Below are 16,550 nucleotides of genomic sequence, written 5' to 3'. Positions count from 1 at the left end.
CTAATCGCTTCTTCCTTCACGAACGACCCCATGGCAAGAGACGGGACCGGATGGCCAGCAGCAGCAGCAAGCGCAGCGTCAGCACGCGGGAAGGCCCCGCCCAACGGGGCATCCAGAGCATCGAGGTCGGTGGCCAGCTGCTGCGGGCGCTGGTGCACCACGGCCGTCCGATGGCGCTGAAGGACCTGGCGCGCGAGGCCGAGATGACGGCCGCCAAGGCGCACCCGTACATGGTGAGCTTCGGCCGGCTCGGCCTCATCGAACAGGACAGCGCCAGCGGCCACTATCGGCTCGGACCGCTGGCCTTGCAACTGGGACTGATCGGACTGCAGCAGGCCGACCCGGTGCACATCGCCACGCCGCTGATGGCGCCGCTGGCCGAGCAGATCGGCCAGACCGTCGGCCTGGCCGTGTGGGGCGCGCGCGGCGCGACCATGGTGCACATCGCCGAAGCGCCCTCGCCCGTGCACGTGAGCCTGCGGCACGGCACCGTCTTCTCGCTGACGCGCACCGCCTCGGGCCGGCTGTTCGCGGCCTACCTGCCGCCCGCCGAGGTCCGCCGGATGCTGGAAGACGAACGCCGCCGCGAGAAGCAGCGCAAGGCCGATACCCCCGCCCAGCCCGGCTTGCCGCCGGTGCAGCCGCTGCCGTCGTGGAGCGCGTTCGAGACGCAGCTGGACGAGGTGCGCGCGCACGGCGCGAGCCGGTCGGAGAACGAGGTGATCCCCGGCGTCAGCGCCATGGCCGCCCCGGTGTTCGACCACACCGGCGCCATCGTGCTGGCCGTGACCGCGATCGGTCCGTCGGGCATCTTCGACACCCGCTGGGCCGGCTCGGTGGCGACGGCGCTCGTGCGCTGTGCGCGGCAGGTGTCCGACCGGCTCGGCACGCCGGCACAGGCGCCTCGCCGGCCGTCGGCCCCGGCGGTCGACGCCGAGGACTAGCCATGCCCGCAGCTCGTCCGAACGTGCCGCGCCCGAGCCTGGTCGACGACGGCGCGGAGCTCCCGCTGGCCTGCAAGCGCCAGCGCCTGCTCGACGTCGCGAAACGCTCTCGCAGCGGCCTGTTTCTGTACCCGCTGTTCTGGCTGGTGATCGTGCACGTCTACGCGTATGCGTCCACGCACCCGGTGTTCACGCTCATTGCCGCCCTGGGCCTGGTCGTCGGGGCAGCCGCGCGGTATGGGCTGGAGGGGCGGCTCGCGCGTTTCGCAAGCCATGACTTCCGCCTGGCGCAACGAAGCTTCGCCTGGGCATCGTGGATCTTTCAGGGTTATTGGGGCCTGCTGTGCGCGTACATCGTGGGCACGGCCGAGAGTGAGCCGATGCGCTGGTCGATGCTGATGGCCACCATCGGTCTCGCCGCCGGCGCCACGGCCATCATGGCCATCGACGCGCCGCTGGCACGCTGGTATGCGCCCTTGCTGCTCGGCCCGACCTGCGTCGTGCTGGCTTTGCAGGGCGGCTATGCGAACTGGGCGCTGGCGACCGTCTTCGTGCTGTTCTTCTTCTACGCCCTCAAGATCATCGCGCTGGTGTCGGGCGACTACGAGGCGCGGCAGCGTGCGCACGTGCTGCTCGAACGGCGCGCGGAGGAACTCGCCACGGCACACGAGAGCATGCGCCGGCTGGCCACCTACGACGACCTGACCGGCCTGATGAACCGGCGCCACATGACGCTGCTGCTCCATCTGCGGGCGGAGGTGCACCGCAACGGCGGTGACGCCTTCTCGATCGCGCTGGTCGACCTCGACCATTTCAAGCAGATCAACGACGTGTGGAGCCACGCCGTCGGCGACGAGGTGCTGCAGGGCTTCGCCGACATCGCCCGCCGCGCGCTGCACGACACCGACATCATCGCGCGCTGGGGCGGCGAGGAATTCCTGATCCTGCTGCCGTACACGCCCGACCGCACGGCCGAAGCCAGCCTCGAGCGCCTGCGCCGGCAGCTGGCCGACACCCCGATCGCCCCCGGTGTGCCGGGGCTGCGCCTGAACTTCTCTGCCGGCATCAGCGAGCACCGCGTAGACGAGGCCATCGAACAGGCGATCGACCGGGCGGACCGCGGGCTGTACCAGGCGAAGGCGGACGGGCGGGGGCGGACGGAGCGGGTCTAGGGGCTCGCCGCGCTGCGCGATTCACGACCACGGAAAGGCCCACCCATGCTCAGCGAACTCCGCGCCCACGTCTGGGCCTATCCCGCGCTCGAAGTGGTCCACATCGTCGGCATCGCCCTGCTGCTGGGCAATCTGCTGGCGCTCGAAATCCGCGTCTGGGGCGGCGCCGCGGCCTTGCCGGTGAAGGCGCTGGCGCGGCTGTCGCTCGGCATCGCGCTCGGCGGCTTCGCGCTGGCCGCCGCCAGCGGCCTGCTCATGTTCGCCACCCAGCCGGCCGAACTGCTCGCCAACCGCAGCTTCGTGCTGAAGATGGGCCTGCTCGCCGCCGCCGGTTGCAATGCCGCGTGGTTCCATGGCCGCGGCTCGCTGGAAAAACTCGACCTGACGGCGCGGGTTCAGATGTTGGTGTCCACTGCGATCTGGCTGGGCGTCGTCGTCTGCGGACGCTGGATCGCCTACTGATTCCCAACCCTCCAGGAGTGCCGCCATGCCGATGTCCCGCCGCCGCCTCGTCCTCGCCACCGCCGCCGCTTCGGCGACACCTCTTGCACTACCGACTGCGTGGGCCCACCACGGCTGGAGCAGCTTCGACCAGGACCGGCCGATCTACCTCGAAGGCAAGGTGGTCAGCAGCAAGTGGCAGAACCCGCATGCCGAACTGCTGATCGACCTGAGTCCCGGCCTGGCGCTGCCCGCCGACCTCAAGCAGCGCCCGCTGCCGGCGCAAAGCGCAGGCGTCGACGGCCCCGCCCTGCTGGCCAAGGCCGTGTTGCCCAAACGCAAGGACCGCCGCTGGGAACTGGAACTGGCGCCGCTCACCCGCATGTCGGCGTGGAAGGTGGCCGAGATCAAGGCGGGCGATGCGGTCTCGGCGGTGGGCTTCACCTTCAAGGACGAGGCGGGGGAGGCCGTGATGCGGGTGGAGTACCTGTTCGTGGGCGGGAAGACGTATGGGCTGAGGTCGAGCCCGGTGTGAGGGCGAGGCTTCGTAACGGACGCGAACTTCTTGGCAACTGCGGCTTAGTTAATTTGACATTTGTAAGCAAACCTTGCGGCGCTGACTGCTCTTGCCCAGAATGTGGCTCGCCCGGCCATATAACGAGGAGCAGAAATTGGATTTCATCGATCAAGTCAGAGCGCTCGCATCCCGAGTTGCAGTTGCTAAGAATCTTCTGCAGACAGAGGAAGCGACCAAAAATGCAATGGTCATGCCTTTCATCCAGCTTCTCGGCTACAACGTTTTCGACCCGATGGAGGTCACGCCCGAGTTAATAGCCGACGTTGGGACTAAGAAGGGCGAGAAGGTCGACTACGCCATCTTGAAAGATGGCAAACCCATCATGTTGTTCGAGTGCAAGAAGAGCGGCGGCGATCTAAGCATCAATCACGCGAGCCAGCTGTTTCGCTACTTCCACGTTACCGAAGCGCGATTCGGGGTACTCACGAATGGTCTCGTGTATCGGTTCTTCACCGATTTAGAGAAACCCAACAAGATGGACGAGAAGCCTTTTTTTGAGTTCAACATTCTCGATTTTCGCGATCAGGATGTCGATGAATTGAAGAAGTTCGCCAAAGCTGCGTTCGATGTCGAAAGCATCCTGACCACGGCCCACCATCTGAAGTACACACGTGCGATTCAGAACACTTTGACGGATTGGATGACCAACCCGCCCGAAGATTTCGTCCGACTGGTGTCGGCAGAGTTCTTGGCGGGAAAGCAGTTTAGGAGCGCAGTCAAGGATCAATTCACGCTGATCACGAAGCGCGCTTTCCAGCAGCTTGTCGGCGACAAGATCAACGAGCGCTTGAAAGGCGCAATGACGCCAGAACCTGTCTTGACGCCCGAGGTCGCCGTTATTGCGGAAGACCAAGCAACAGCAGCTGAGGCCTTCGTTCCATCCACTCTCGAACTGGAAGCTTTTCAAGTCATCCGCGCGATTCTTCGCCCTGTTGTGAAACCCGGGCGAATCTTCATCCGCGACGCAGCAAGCTACTGCGCGATCCTCTTCGATGACAACAACCGCAAACCGATTTGCCGACTCCGTTTCAACAACGAAAGCAAACTGGTGATCGGTGTGTTCGGCGAAAGCAAAGAAGAGGAGCGAGTCGCCATCTCAAGCGTTGACGACATCTTCGACTTTGCAGACAGGCTTAGTGCATGCGTCGTTGGCTACCTCAATGCAGGCAAGGCTGCAGAACCGGCCGCGGCGGGCGCTGCTTAGCCCACAGCGTCAACACGCACCACGCAGGAACGTGTGAACAACATGGCTTGCAAGCTTCGGCGTTAGCACTGAAGTTCGGGCTCAACTGAGCTGGCATGGTCGTCGTCGGCCAAGCACGGCGCAGATCTTCGTCTGCGTGGATCACTCATCGCATCCGAGCCAAATAGACAAAGACGCATCTGTTCGAGCGCTTCATCGACCCGGCCGCGGCACATAGAGCGGATCGTTCATCTGACACGGGCACTCGTGCGGGCACGCGGGCAAAAATTCGACATCGACGCGCTTGACCAACTCGCTGCCCTTGGGCGCCGGGATTGCAGCGACGTCGCCTTCGCTGGGAAGCTTGACTTTGGGCACGGTGAACTGCAGATCCTGCTCGAGAATTTTTGCCACATTCCTTGCACGTTGCACGCCCAACCTGCTGGCGTCGCGCTCACCGAAATCAGCCTGCGTAGACATGAAGAATGAAGACAGCCTCGCGGTTCGGATACCTGGCACGAAGCATGGCGGTCCAGTTCGCGAGCTTGAAAAGCTGCTCGGCAGGGACTTGCGCGGAGTTCCGCTCAAACAGAATGCCGATGCTCTTGATCGGGCTGCAGGCCAGCGCGGTTGAGGCAGGCAGCAGTAGCGCGGCCATGAGAGACAAAAAAGCGCGGTACCGGTGATCGCTCATGAAGAGACCTCGAGAGCGTGCAGGTATGACTGAACGAGCACAGATGACCCGTTCTATTTCACGACTGTCGAGCTGCAACATGACTGGGTCTTCACGCATGCAGGCTGGACGCCGACGACCACTGTGTCGAGGTATCCGGGCTCGCGACGTCGCGATTCATCGACAGTCTCGATCGTCGTGTGTACCGGCACCGGCGCGCGCGCTCCCAGCGCGTCAATCAGGCGCGCCAGGCTGGCCACCCGGGCCCTGGCCTTCCGCACCGAGGTGGGCCTGCCCCCTTCCGCCTTGGCAAAGACGTCCACTTCCCCGATTTTGAGTCCGTCGCGCTTGTCGATGTACCAGTCTGCAAGACGACGAACCTCGGCGCCTTCCAGAGCCAAGCTATCTCTGCGGAATCTCACTTCGTGCTCGAGCCCGGCAAAGGAACATGCCAAGACACACATCGGAAGCGCCATCAGAGCGACGACTACGGCGCGGTAAAAGCGCTTCAATTTCCAACTCCAAGAACGTACGCAGCGATGTTGTCCGCGGTCGTGCGTACTTCGGCCTGTTTGCCCGGCTTCGCCGCCTGAGCCCGGGACTTTCTCGTCCCGTACCACGGATCGTCCGATCCGAAGGTGTCATTGAAATGCGTGACCTCATGGAGCAATGCCAACAGTTGCGAGTCGCCATCCACCATCACATCCATGCCATGTAATGCAGTCGTCTTTGCCAAAGTACAGAAGTCGATGTTGATAGCGATGGTGTGAGACGCCGTGTCCGATTTGCAGACCGCAGCAACAGTTCCAATCGCACTCCCCATCACGCATGTTGCCAGTTTTCCGCCTTCGATAAAGCGGACGAAGTTTCCAGGTTCGAGCTCTCGTAGCACGCGAGCGCATTCGGTCAGGCCTCTATGCAGGTACTCGCGTATCTCTCTGTCCGCTGTTCCGAACCACGTCACAACACGTGCCCGAGCCTCTTTGTCCCAGCGCTCAAGTTCAGGCAGCCGCCGCTCGGTGATGTAGCCGAGGCTGTGTCCCGCAGTTCCATCACGAGGGTGGCGAACGCCTTGTTCGTCATATTCGGACAGATCCTTTCTGTCTGCTCCGCCTCCGGCGGATGCACGACCTCCGCATCGACCAGCTTCTTGGCCGCCGCGATGTCCTGGGCACCCGACACGACGGACAATGCCGCGAGGCCGGCGACATCGGCCGCTCGATGCGTGCCGGCGCCATCGTCGTTGTACGAGGTGGTCTGAAGTGTCGAGATGAGCGGCGGGGGCTTGGGGCAGTGGCAGACGACCACATCGCCCTCCAGCGCCACCTCGCTGATGAACCCCTCGCGCCGGGGGCCGCCGGCCTTGGCGATGATGCCGACGCTGTGACAGCCCTCGCAGTAGACCCGTCCGCCGATCAGCGCCACGGGGTGGCCTTGGATGGTGGACGCCAACTCGGCCGTGTACGGCAACACACGGCCGCCACAGGCCGGCGCATCGCCGACCACGATGGTTCTTCGCATCATTTTTTCGCTCCCTGTTCTACCCGCCGGTCTGTGCCGGCCGGTGATTCAAGAATAGCCTGAGGCGCGCTGGGCAGCCTGTGACTTTCCGCACAGAGCCGCGGTCGCGCCCCACCATCAAGCCCCCGTGCACCCACGCGCAAGACACCCTGAAGCGGCGTCCCTAGGATCACCTCACCGTGATCCAAGCGACTTTCCAGCCCCTTCACCGCATGTCTTCCGCGCCCCTCGTCCAGCGCCCCGCTGCGCCTGCGTCCCTGATCGATCCGAGCCAGTGGTTCGCGCTGCAGGTGGTGTCGCGGCGCAACGAGACGCGTGACATCGTCGTGTTCGACCTGGCGCTGGCCGACGGCGCGACGCTGCCGTCCTTCACGGCCGGCGCGCACCTCGAGGTGCAGGTCGGCGGGCTGATCCGCCACTACTCGCTGTGCAGTTCGCCGGACGACCGCGCGCACTACCGCATCGCGGTGCAGCGCGAGACGGCCGGGCGCGGCGGCTCGGCGCTGCTGTGCGACACCGTCGGCCCCGGCGACACGCTGGCGGTGCGCGGCCCCTTCAACCACTTCGCGCTGCAGCAGCCCGCCGCGCAGCCGCCGCTGCTGCTGGCCGGTGGCATCGGCGTGACGCCGGTGCTGTGCATGGCGCTGGAACTGACGGCCGCGGGGCTCGACTTCGAGCTGCATTTCAGCGGTCGCTCGCTGGAGCACATGGCCTTCCTGCCGCTGCTGCGCTCGGGCGTGTTCGGCCACCGCGTGCACCTGTATGCCGACGACGGCCGGGGCGTGGCGCCGATGGACCTGCCGACGCTGCTGGGCAGCGGCAAGCCGGGGCGCCACCTGTACGTGTGCGGGCCGGGCGGGATGATCGACGCGGCCGACCGCATCGCGCGAGCACAAGGCTGGGCCGGCGACCATATCCACTTCGAGCGTTTCGGCGCACCGGCCGCCCTGCCGCCCGGCACTGCGACCGGCGGCGACACCTGCGAGGCCTTCGAAGTCGAGATCGCCTCCACCGGCAGGCGCATCCCGATCGCGGCGGACCAGAGCATCGTGACCGCGCTGGCCGCGGCCGGCGTGCACATCCCGATGTCGTGCGAGGTCGGTGTGTGCGGCAGCTGCCGCACCCGCGTGCTGGCCGGCGTGCCCGACCACCGTGACCTGCTGCTGAGCCCCGAGGAGCAGGCGGCGAACACCGAGTTCACGCCCTGCTGCTCGCGCTCGAAGACCCCCTTGCTCGTGCTCGACCTCTGACCCGCAAGCGCACGACCTTTCTTCTCTTTCACCACACGTCACGAGCACCACGATGGCCCTGATCTGCGAACACAACCAACGCCGCGCCCACGTCGAACCCAGCGCCCTGCACACGCTGCGCGCCACGCCGCAGAACGTGCACTGGGGCTACTTCGATCCGGCCCAGGCGCCGTCGCTGACCGTGAAGAGCGGCGACCTGGTGGTCGCCGAGGCGATCACGCACCACGCGGGCGACGCGCCCGCGCTGATGATGGACGACGCGGTGTGGAAGATCTTCAAGGAGATCCCCGAGGAGGACCGCAACCCCGGCGTGCACATCATGACGGGGCCGATCTTCGTCGAGGGCGCGAAGCCGGGCGACATGCTCGAGGTGCGCTACCACCGCATGACGCCGCGCAACAACTACGGCTCCAACCTCGCGGCCAACTGGGGCTATCTGTACAAGGAGTTCGGCGAGAAGGAACGCGTGACCATCTATGAGCTGGACCCGAACTCGAACAACGCACGCGCCCTGTACGCCTACGACTTCCCCGGCAAGTACCTGGTGCCGGGCACCGTCACCGAATGCCCGGTGTGCGACCGGCAGGAGGCGCTCAAGGGTGTGCGCGTGCCGGTGCGTCCCCACCTGGGCACGGCCGGCGTGGCACCCGACGTGCACGGCCGCGTGAGCACCATCCCCCCGGGCCTGCACGGCGGCAACATCGACAACTGGCGCATCGGCGCCGGCGCCACCATGTACTACCCGGTGCAGGTCGACGGCGCGCTGTTCTCCATCGGCGACCCGCACGTGTCGCAGGGCGACGGCGAGATCAGCGGCACCGCCATCGAGAGTTCGCTCAACGTGACGATGCAGATCATCCTGCGCAAGGACTTCTTCTTCCCCTCGCCGCTGCTGGAGACCGAAGACGCCTTCATCGTGCACGGCTTCGACCCCGACCTGAACGTGGCCACGCGCAACGCCGCGCTCGACATGCTCAGGCTGCTCAACGAGCACCACGGCCTGTCGCGCAACGACAGCTACTCGCTCATGAGCGTGGCGGCCGACTTCGGCGTGACGCAGGTGGTCGACGCCACGCAGGGCGCACACGTGCGCATCCCGCGCAACATCTTTCCGCCGAAGGGCTTCTGAACGCTCACGCCAGATGAGCAGCAACAAGCTGCGCGAGATCGAGTGCTTCATCTCGGTCGCGGAGTCGGGCAGCTTCGTGCGCGCGGCCGACGCCATCGGCGTGTCGAAGACGGCGGTCTCGCGCAGCGTGATCGAGCTGGAGCAGCGCCTGGGGGCGCGGCTGTTCCAGCGCAGCACGCGCCGCGTGTCGCTCACGCCGGCCGGCACGCTGTACCTGGCGCGCTGCAAGCCCATCGTGCAGGCGCTGGACGAGGCCGACGAGCTGGTGGCCGGTGATGCGCAGCAGCCCGCCGGCCTGCTGCGCGTGCAGGCGCCGATGAGCTTCGGCACGCAGCACCTGGCGCCGCTCTGGCCGCAACTGCTGGCACGCCATCCGGGGCTGCGGCTGGACGTGCACCTGAGCGACGCACTGCTCGACCTGAACGACGAGCGCTTCGACCTGGCCGTGCGCATCTCCGACCGCCAGCACCCCTCCTTCATCAGCCGGCCGCTGGGGAGCACGCGGCTGATCGCCTGCGCGGCACCGGCCTACCTGGCACGGCACGGCGAGCCGATGCACCCGGACGAACTCGCGGACCACGCCGTCATCGGCTACACCTACGCCGCGGAAGGTGACGTCTGGCACTTCGACAGTGACCGAGGCCCGATCGCGGTGCGCACGCAGGCCCGGCTGTGCGCCAACAACGGCGACACCTGCCTGGCGGCGGCATGCGCGGGGCTCGGCATCGTCATGCAGCCCAGCTTCCTGCTGGCCGACAGCCTGCGGCGCGGCGAGCTGGTGCCGGTGCTGCAGCGCTACCCGCTGCGCAGCGTGGGCATCCACGCGGTGTACCCGAGCCGGCGCCAGCTGCCGATGAAGGTGCGCGTGGCCATCGACTTCCTGGTCGAGTCCCTGGCCGGCGCCGACTGGCTCGCGCGCTGAGCCGTCGTCTCTCTTTGCGCACACCCGCGCGCCGCCGGACCGGCTGAAAGCGCACGAACTCTTGCCATTTCGCGAATTCGCGCCCCGGTGGCCGGGAAATTGCTCTGTTCCTTGACGCAAGTCGAAGACGGGGTGCGCCGCACCTTTTCAGAACCAGCCACCGGAGGTTCATCGTGAACGCATGGAATTTCTCGACCAACGCCTACATCCAGGGCGAGCGCCCCCGCGTGTGGCAACAGGCCCTCTCGCGCCTGCATCTGCCCACCGTCGACCAGCCGGATGCCGGCGTGCACGGCGACGTGGCCAGCCTGGTGTCGCCGCAGGGCATCGAGTTCGCCCGCATGAGCGCGTCGCCGCAGACCATCTCGGGGCGCTCGGGCGAGCAGCCCTTCTCGGTGTGGCTGTCGATCCTGATGGAAGGCCGCTTCGCCTTCGGCGGTGGCAAGGGCGAACCCGTGATCGACCTGACACCGGGCGACATCATCTACGGGCCCACCGGCGTGGATTCGACGCTCACGCTCAAGAGCGACTTCCGCATGCTCTACGTGAAGATCCCGCAACTGATGCTGCACCCGCGCCTGATCAACCTGGGCTCGCTGCGCACCGGCACGCTCTCGGGCCACAAGGCGATCAACCGTATCTTCGCGGGCATGCTCACGTCGGTGGCCGAGAACATGGAAGAACTCGACGCCGCCGAGCTGCGCCCCATCGAGCTCGCACTGACCGAGTTCGTGGTGGTGAGCCTGGCCGGCAGCACCGCGGTGCAGGCCTTCGGCAGTACCGCGCGGCTGGTGCACTACCAGCGCATCTGCCAGTCGATCGAGAACCAGCTGGGCGACCCGGAACTCACCGTCGGCAAGATCGCCGCCGAACAGCACGCGTCGCTGCGCTACATCCAGAAGCTCTTCGAAGCCGCCGGCCACAGCTTCGGCCAGTACCTGCGCCAGCGCCGGCTGGAGCGCTGCCGCTCCGACCTGCAGAGCACGCTGCACCGCCACCTGTCGATCTCCGACATCTGCTTCCGCTGGGGCTTCAGCGACCCGGCGCATTTCAGCCGCACCTTCCGCGCCGAATTCGGCACCACGCCGCGGGCGTACCGGCAGGCGCAGCTGGGTATCACGGAGAGCGAGTCGGCCGAGGTGGCGGAGGCGTTGCACGCCTGAGCCGCGCGCTCAAAAAAAACCCGGCCGCGCCGGGTTTCGATTTCAGGACCCATGGGCGGCCTCGGGTCCGCGGGTCTCAGAACGTGTGAAGGAACCGTCGCGAGCGCCCCGAGCTTGCGTCGAGGACCGGAACCGCACTCGCGTGCGGTGAGGACCGCAGAGGCGAGATCGGGGCGCGCAGCAGGTTCATTCACACGCGCTCAGCGCTTGAGCCAGGCCGGCGCGATCTGCGTGCCCAGGCCCGCGCCGTAGCCGAAGTAGATGTTCAGGCCGGCGACCGGCTCGAGGTAGCGCGCGTTCTTCAGGCCGCCGGCGTCGACCGCGTCGAAGCCGATGCTCTCGATCAGCGCCTTGACTGTGTCCTTGGCCTTCGGCTCGTCGCCGGCGAAGAAGACGCTGCCCTTGGCGTCGCCGAAGCCCGCGCCCTGGTGCATGACCTGTGCGAACAAGGTGTTGAAAGCCTTCACGATGTACGCCGTGGGCGCGGCCTTGGCGATCTCTTCGGCGGCCGAGGTGCTGAAGCCGACGGTCAGGCCCATGTAGTCGGCGGTCAGCGGGTTCGAGACGTCGACGATGACCTTGCCCTTCAGGTCGCCGAGCGCGGCGAGCGCAGCGGGGGCCTGGTCGTAGGGCACGGCGAGCACGACGACTTCGACGTTCTTCGCGGCCTCGGCCATCGGCAGTGCCTTGGCACCCACGGCTTCGGCCACGGCCTGGGCCTTGTCGAGCGAACGGCCGGTCAGCGTCACGCTGTGGCCTGCCTTGACGAATTGCTTGGCGAGGCCGGAGCCGACGTTGCCGTAACCGACGATGGTGAGCGTCATGGAGATGTCCTTGGAGAAATGTGAGGTGGAGCGTTGGCGATGAATGCGCCGCACGCCGTGCGGCACGGGTCGCAAGATAGCCAGAAGCACAGTGGCGATAAACGCCGCGCAGCGCGACGACTGTCCCGGCCGACGGGACAATCGACGCAGGCGGCGCCCATGCATCGCACACGGCCCATGCGCGACAAGGGGTTGCGCGGGTCCCGCCGCGCGCCATGCCCGTCGACGCCCGACAGCGCAGCCCAGAGGTCGTGCACGTCCACACAAGTTCCCGCGCCGACACGCTCCCTACACTGTCACGCCATGCCCTCTTCCAACGACGCTTGGGTTCTCGTCATCGGCAGCCTCAACATGGACCTGGTGGCGCGCGTGCCGCACCTGCCCGCGCCGGGCGAGACCTTGGCCAGCGAAGGCTTCGCCACCGTCGCTGGCGGCAAGGGCGCCAACCAGGCCGTGGCCGCGGCGCGGCTGGGTGCGCCCACCGCGATGGTCGGCTGCGTGGGCGACGACACGCACGGCCGCCTGCTGCGCGACGGCCTGCGGCACGAAGGCATCGACCTGCGCGCATTGCGCACGCATGCCACGCAACCCACCGGAATGGCGCTGATCGCGGTCGACCGTGCGAGCCGCAACCACATCGTGCTAGTGCCCGGCGCCAACGACACGCTGGGCACCGCCGACCTCGACGCGGCCGAGGCGTCGCTGGCGGAGGCGGCCGTCGTCGTCTGCCAGCTCGAAGTGCCGATGCTCACCGTGCAGCAGGCGCTGCAGCGTGCCAAGGCCGCCGGCAAGACCACCGTGCTGAACCCGGCGCCCGCGCGGCCGCTCGACGCGGCGCTGCTGGCGCAGGTCGACTGGCTGGTGCCGAACGAGGTCGAGGCATCGATGCTCAGCGGCATCGCCGTGACGGGCATCGCCTCGGCACAGCAGGCGGCTGCGGTGCTGCTGGCGAGGGGCTGCGCGCACGTGCTGATCACGCTCGGCGCGCAAGGCGTGCTGCATGCGCACGCCGGCGGCATGCAGCACCACCCCGCGCCCGTGGTCGAAGCGGTCGACACCACGGCCGCCGGCGACACCTTCATCGGCGGCTTCGCGGCGCGGCTGGCCGCAGGCGCTTCGGCGGCCGAGGCGATCCGCTTCGGCCAGGCCGCCGCGGCGCTGTCGGTCACGCGGCACGGGGCGCAGACGTCGATCCCGACGCTGCGCGAGATCAGCGCAGCGTGAAGCGCGCAGTCGACGCCGGCTTGCCGTCGATCCGCACCACCACCACCGCCTTGGTACCGGCTGCGGTCTTGAAGCTGCCGGCGGCTTCGAGCCGGTCGCCGGCCGGCTTGAGATCGATGTCCTGCTTGTCGGTGCCGGCCAGCAGCGTGAGCCTGGCGCTGGCCTTGGCGACGTCGGCGGGCTTGCCGTGGTCGCGCAGGTACAGCTGCACCACGCCGGGCTTGGCGACGAGTTCGTAGTCCATGTCCTTGACCTCGGTGACCACGCCGCCATGCAGCGGCGTGTGGGCATGTTCGTCGCCGTGCGCCAGGGCCGAGCCTGCGAAGGCAACGAGGGATGCGGCGAGAAGAAGGGAACGCAACGTCATGAAAGACTCCTTGGAAGGATGAGGGAAGAACAGGTCACAGCGCTTCGGCGCTGTCGTCGTCGGCCAGCCGTTGCGCGGCCTTGCGGCCGAACAGCCAGAACATCGCAGGCGTGAGGAAGGTGTCGAGCAGCGTCGAGCTGATGAGCCCGCAGAAGATCACCACGGCCACGGGGTGCAGCACCTCGGTGCCGGGCCGCTCGGCCTCGAACAGCAGCGGCGCCAGCGCGAAGGCCGTGACCAGCGCGGTCATCAGCACCGGCGCCAATCGCTCCAGCGAGCCGCGCACGATCATCGGCACGCCGAAGGCCTCGCCCTCGTAGCGCATCAGGTTGACGTAGTGGCTCACCTTCAGGATGCCGTTGCGCACCGAGACGCCGGCCAGCGTGATGAAGCCGACCAGCGCCGCCACCGACAGCGGCTGGCCCGACAGCCACAGGCCGAGCACCGCGCCGACCAGCGCCAGCGGGATGTTGGCCATGATGAGCGCCGACAGCACCATCGACCGGTAGCGGCTGTAGAGCACCACGGCCATCAGCGCCAGCGACACCAGCGACAGCACGCCGATCAGGCGCGACGCCTCTTCCTGCGCCTGGAACTGGCCGCCCAGCGTCACGAAATAGCCCTCGGGCAGCGGCGTCGCCGCCACGGCCGCGCGGATGTCGGCCACCACGTCGGACAGCGCCCGCCCCTGCGCGTTGGCCGAGAGCACGATGCGGCGCTTGCCATCGTCGCGGCTGATCTGGTTGGGGCCGTCGCCGTCCTCGATGCTGGCGATCTTCGACAGCGGCACGCGGCCGGTGGGCGTGTCGATCAGGATCTGGCCGAGGCCCTCGATGGAGCGTGCCGTCTCGGGCAGGCGCACCACCAGCGCGAAGCGGCGATTGCCCTCGACGATCTGCGCGACCTTCTCGCCTTCGACCAGGCTCTGCAGCGTGGCGAGCACCTGCGGCGCCGGCACGCCGTAGCGCGCCGCGGCGGCGTAGTCGATGCGCACCTTGATCTGCGGCGCCAGCACCTGCTTCTCGATCTCCAGGTCGGCCAGCCCGGGGATGGCTGCGAGCTTGGCGCGCAATGCATCGGCCTGGCCGCGCAGCACGTCCAGGTCTTCGCCGAAGATCTTGATCGCGATCTGCGAGCGCACGCCCGAGAGCATGTGGTCGATGCGGTGCGAAATCGGCTGGCCGACGCCGATGGAGGCCGGCAGGTTGGCCAGGCGCGCGCGGATGTCGGCACCGATCTCGTCCATGGAGCGCGTGAGTTCGGCCGTCGGCTTGAGGCCGACGTCGAGCTCGCTCACGTGGACGCCCTCGGCATGCTCGTCGAGTTCCGCGCGGCCGCTGCGCCGGCCGACGTGCGTCACCTCGGGCACCTGCTTGACCAGCACCTCGGCCTGGCGCGCGAGCGCCGCGCTCTCGGCCAACGTCACGCCGGGGTTCAGGCGCATGCCGATCAAGAGCGTGCCTTCGTTGAAGGGCGGCAGGAAGGTGGTGGGGAAGAAGGGCACTGCCGCGCCCGCAACCAGCACCGCCGCACCGGCCGCAACGAGCGCCGCCTTGGGCCGCGCCAGCACCGACTGTAGGCCGCCGCGGTAGCCAGCCTTCAGCCACGCCAGCACCTTCGTGTCGCCATGCTCGAGTCGCTTCATCTTCGGCAGCAGGTAGTAGCTCAGCACCGGCGTGACCGTGACCGACACCACCAGCGAGGCCAGCGTCGACACGATGAAGGCGATGCCCAGCGGCACGAAGAGCTTGCCCTCCAGCCCCGGCAGCGCGAACAGCGGGATGAACACCAGCACGATGATCACCGTCGCATAGAGGATGCCCGAGCGCACCTCCATCGACGCCTTGGCCACCAGGGCCAGCAGGTTCATGCGCTGCGCGGCCGGCTTGGCGCGGTCTTCCTTCAGGCGGCGCAGGATGTTCTCAACGTCGACCACCGCGTCGTCGACCAGACCGCCGATGGCGATGGCCAGGCCGCCGAGCGTCATGGTGTTGATCGACAGGCCGAACCAGCGGAATACCAGCGCGGTGATGAAGATCGACACGGGTATGGCGACCAGCGCGATGACCGTCGGCCGGATCGTGCCGAGGAAGAAGAACAGGATCACCGCGACGAACACCGACGCGCCGATCAGCTTGCCCTGCAGCGTGGTGATCGACGCCTCGATGAAGCTGGCCTGCCGGAAGGTGACCTTCGGCGCCTCCATGCCGGCGGGCAGCGAGGCTTTGAGACCGACCAGCGCGTCCTCGATCGACCGCGTCAGCGCGATGGTGTCGGCCGTCGGCTGCTTCTGGATGCCGAGGATGACCGCCGGCTTGCCTTCGAAGCCCGCGTCGCCGCGCTTGATGGCCGCGGCGAAGGTGACCTCGGCGATCTGCCGCAGCAGGATCGGCTGGCCGCCCTTGGCCGTGAGCGCGAGGTTCTTCAGGTCGTCGAGCCGCGAGGTGCGGCCCAGGTGGCGGATGAGGTATTCGCGCCCGTTGAGCTCGAGGAAGCCGCCCGAGGTGTTGCCCGAGAAGCCTTTCAGCGCGGCCTCGAGCTGTTCGTGCGTGATGCCGAGATCACCCATGCGCACCGTGTCGGGCTGCACCTGGAACTGCCGCACCTCGCCGCCGATCGGGATCACCTGCGCGACGCCCTGCACCGACAGCAGCCGCGGCCGCAGCACCCAGTCGGCGTACTCGCGCACCGCCATCGGGCTGACCTTGGTGGTGTCGATCGGGATCGCGATCTGCATGATCTCGCCCATGATCGAACTCACCGGCCCCATGCGCGGCGTGATGCCGGCGGCCATGCTCTCTTCCATCGAACCGAGCCGCTCGGCCACCAGCTGGCGCGCGCGGTAGATGTCGGTCGACCAGTCGAAGGTGACGTAGAGGAAGGAGAGCCCGGCCGACGAGACCGAGCGCACCGACTCCACGCCGGGCAGCCCGTTCATCGTGGTTTCGAGCGGCAGCGTGATGAGTTGCTCCACCTCTTCGGGCGCCATGCCGCCGGCTTCGGTGACGATGGTCACGGTGGGTTTGTTGAGGTCGGGGAACACATCCACCGGCATGCGTGACAGCGTGAAGGCGCCATAGCCCATCAGCACCACGCCGGCGATGAGCACCAGCAGCCGGTTGCCGAGGCTGAAGTCGAGTAGCCACTTGAACATCGTGCG

18 protein-coding genes are annotated in these 16,550 nt (G+C 67.4%); 10 read left to right on the top strand and 8 right to left on the bottom strand.

What is annotated here, in order from left to right; translation table 11 throughout:
* The first annotated feature begins 50 nt into the window (after positions 1-50).
* The 5 genes from QTH86_RS19015 (at position 51) to QTH86_RS18995 (ending at position 4,338) form a co-directional block, all read left to right on the top strand.
* On the top strand, positions 51-944 hold the full coding sequence (locus tag QTH86_RS19015) for an IclR family transcriptional regulator (protein ID WP_286647795.1): 894 nt from the start codon (positions 51-53) through the stop codon (positions 942-944).
* Between the two features lie 2 nt (positions 945-946).
* Positions 947-2,116, top strand: a complete 1,170-nt coding sequence (locus QTH86_RS19010; protein WP_286647794.1) for a GGDEF domain-containing protein — start codon at positions 947-949, stop codon at positions 2,114-2,116.
* Positions 2,117-2,161: 45 nt separating this feature from the next.
* On the top strand, positions 2,162-2,578 hold the full coding sequence (locus QTH86_RS19005) for a hypothetical protein (RefSeq protein ID WP_286647793.1): 417 nt from the start codon (positions 2,162-2,164) through the stop codon (positions 2,576-2,578).
* Between the two features lie 31 nt (positions 2,579-2,609).
* Complete coding sequence (locus QTH86_RS19000) at positions 2,610-3,092, top strand: DUF6152 family protein (protein WP_286648401.1); 483 nt, start codon at positions 2,610-2,612, stop codon at positions 3,090-3,092.
* Between the two features lie 136 nt (positions 3,093-3,228).
* Entirely contained in the window at positions 3,229-4,338 is a 1,110-nt protein-coding gene (locus QTH86_RS18995) for a type I restriction endonuclease (RefSeq protein ID WP_286647792.1), read from the top strand.
* 192 nt (positions 4,339-4,530) lie between these two features.
* Here QTH86_RS18995 and QTH86_RS18990 read toward each other — a convergent pair whose 3' ends face one another.
* Genes QTH86_RS18990 through QTH86_RS18970 form a run of 5 tightly spaced genes read right to left on the bottom strand, consistent with a single transcriptional unit; the run spans position 4,531 to position 6,514 of the window.
* The gene (locus tag QTH86_RS18990) at positions 4,531-4,797 is read right to left on the bottom strand and encodes a hypothetical protein (protein ID WP_286647791.1); all 267 of its coding nucleotides are present in this window, start codon (positions 4,795-4,797) and stop codon (positions 4,531-4,533) included.
* The gene (locus QTH86_RS18985; RefSeq protein WP_286647790.1) at positions 4,781-5,011 is read right to left on the bottom strand and encodes a hypothetical protein; all 231 of its coding nucleotides are present in this window, start codon (positions 5,009-5,011) and stop codon (positions 4,781-4,783) included. Before QTH86_RS18985 ends, QTH86_RS18990 begins: the two co-directional genes overlap by 17 nt.
* Before the next feature lie 53 nt (positions 5,012-5,064).
* On the bottom strand, positions 5,065-5,502 hold the full coding sequence (locus tag QTH86_RS18980) for a hypothetical protein (RefSeq protein WP_286647789.1): 438 nt from the start codon (positions 5,500-5,502) through the stop codon (positions 5,065-5,067).
* Complete coding sequence (locus QTH86_RS18975; RefSeq protein WP_286647788.1) at positions 5,499-5,954, bottom strand: M35 family metalloendopeptidase; 456 nt, start codon at positions 5,952-5,954, stop codon at positions 5,499-5,501. Before QTH86_RS18975 ends, QTH86_RS18980 begins: the two co-directional genes overlap by 4 nt.
* Positions 5,951-6,514 (bottom strand): PAAR domain-containing protein, encoded by a 564-nt coding sequence (locus tag QTH86_RS18970; protein WP_286647787.1) that lies wholly within the window; start codon positions 6,512-6,514, stop codon positions 5,951-5,953. The genes QTH86_RS18975 and QTH86_RS18970 overlap by 4 nt, the downstream gene beginning before the upstream one ends.
* 209 nt (positions 6,515-6,723) lie before the next feature.
* Here QTH86_RS18970 and QTH86_RS18965 point away from each other — a divergent pair, with 209 nt between their 5' ends.
* The 4 genes from QTH86_RS18965 to QTH86_RS18950 all read left to right on the top strand — a co-directional run bounded on the left by QTH86_RS18965 (position 6,724) and on the right by QTH86_RS18950 (position 10,975).
* Positions 6,724-7,761 carry a PDR/VanB family oxidoreductase gene (locus tag QTH86_RS18965; protein WP_286647786.1) on the top strand — a complete coding sequence of 346 codons (1,038 nt, stop codon included), beginning with the start codon at positions 6,724-6,726 and terminating at the stop codon, positions 7,759-7,761.
* A gap of 52 nt (positions 7,762-7,813) precedes the next feature.
* Entirely contained in the window at positions 7,814-8,890 is a 1,077-nt protein-coding gene (locus QTH86_RS18960; RefSeq protein WP_286647785.1) for an acetamidase/formamidase family protein, read from the top strand.
* Positions 8,891-8,903: 13 nt separating this feature from the next.
* Positions 8,904-9,812: a LysR family transcriptional regulator gene (locus QTH86_RS18955; RefSeq protein ID WP_286647784.1), complete on the top strand. Its 909-nt coding sequence runs from the start codon at positions 8,904-8,906 to the stop codon at positions 9,810-9,812.
* 173 nt (positions 9,813-9,985) lie between these two features.
* Positions 9,986-10,975 (top strand): AraC family transcriptional regulator, encoded by a 990-nt coding sequence (locus QTH86_RS18950; RefSeq protein ID WP_286647783.1) that lies wholly within the window; start codon positions 9,986-9,988, stop codon positions 10,973-10,975.
* A gap of 200 nt (positions 10,976-11,175) precedes the next feature.
* Here the strand turns inward: QTH86_RS18950 and QTH86_RS18945 are convergent, their stop codons facing one another.
* On the bottom strand, positions 11,176-11,964 hold the full coding sequence (locus QTH86_RS18945) for an NADPH-dependent F420 reductase (protein WP_286647782.1): 789 nt from the start codon (positions 11,962-11,964) through the stop codon (positions 11,176-11,178).
* Positions 11,965-12,102: 138 nt separating this feature from the next.
* Here QTH86_RS18945 and rbsK point away from each other — a divergent pair, with 138 nt between their 5' ends.
* Entirely contained in the window at positions 12,103-13,023 is a 921-nt protein-coding gene (gene rbsK, locus QTH86_RS18940; RefSeq protein ID WP_286647781.1) for a ribokinase, read from the top strand.
* Here rbsK and QTH86_RS18935 read toward each other — a convergent pair.
* Both QTH86_RS18935 and QTH86_RS18930 read right to left on the bottom strand, forming a co-directional pair.
* Positions 13,010-13,390: a hypothetical protein gene (locus QTH86_RS18935; protein WP_286647780.1), complete on the bottom strand. Its 381-nt coding sequence runs from the start codon at positions 13,388-13,390 to the stop codon at positions 13,010-13,012. The genes rbsK and QTH86_RS18935 overlap by 14 nt on opposite strands.
* Before the next feature lie 34 nt (positions 13,391-13,424).
* Positions 13,425-16,544: an efflux RND transporter permease subunit gene (locus QTH86_RS18930; protein WP_286647779.1), complete on the bottom strand. Its 3,120-nt coding sequence runs from the start codon at positions 16,542-16,544 to the stop codon at positions 13,425-13,427.
* Positions 16,545-16,550 lie beyond the last annotated feature (6 nt).

Source organism: Variovorax sp. J2L1-78 (assembly GCF_030317205.1).
GTDB classification, from domain to species: Bacteria; Pseudomonadota; Gammaproteobacteria; order Burkholderiales; family Burkholderiaceae_C; genus Variovorax; species Variovorax arabinosiphilus.
The sequence above is the reverse complement of the archived record's forward strand: the minus strand, read 5'-3'. Positions and strand labels throughout refer to the sequence as shown.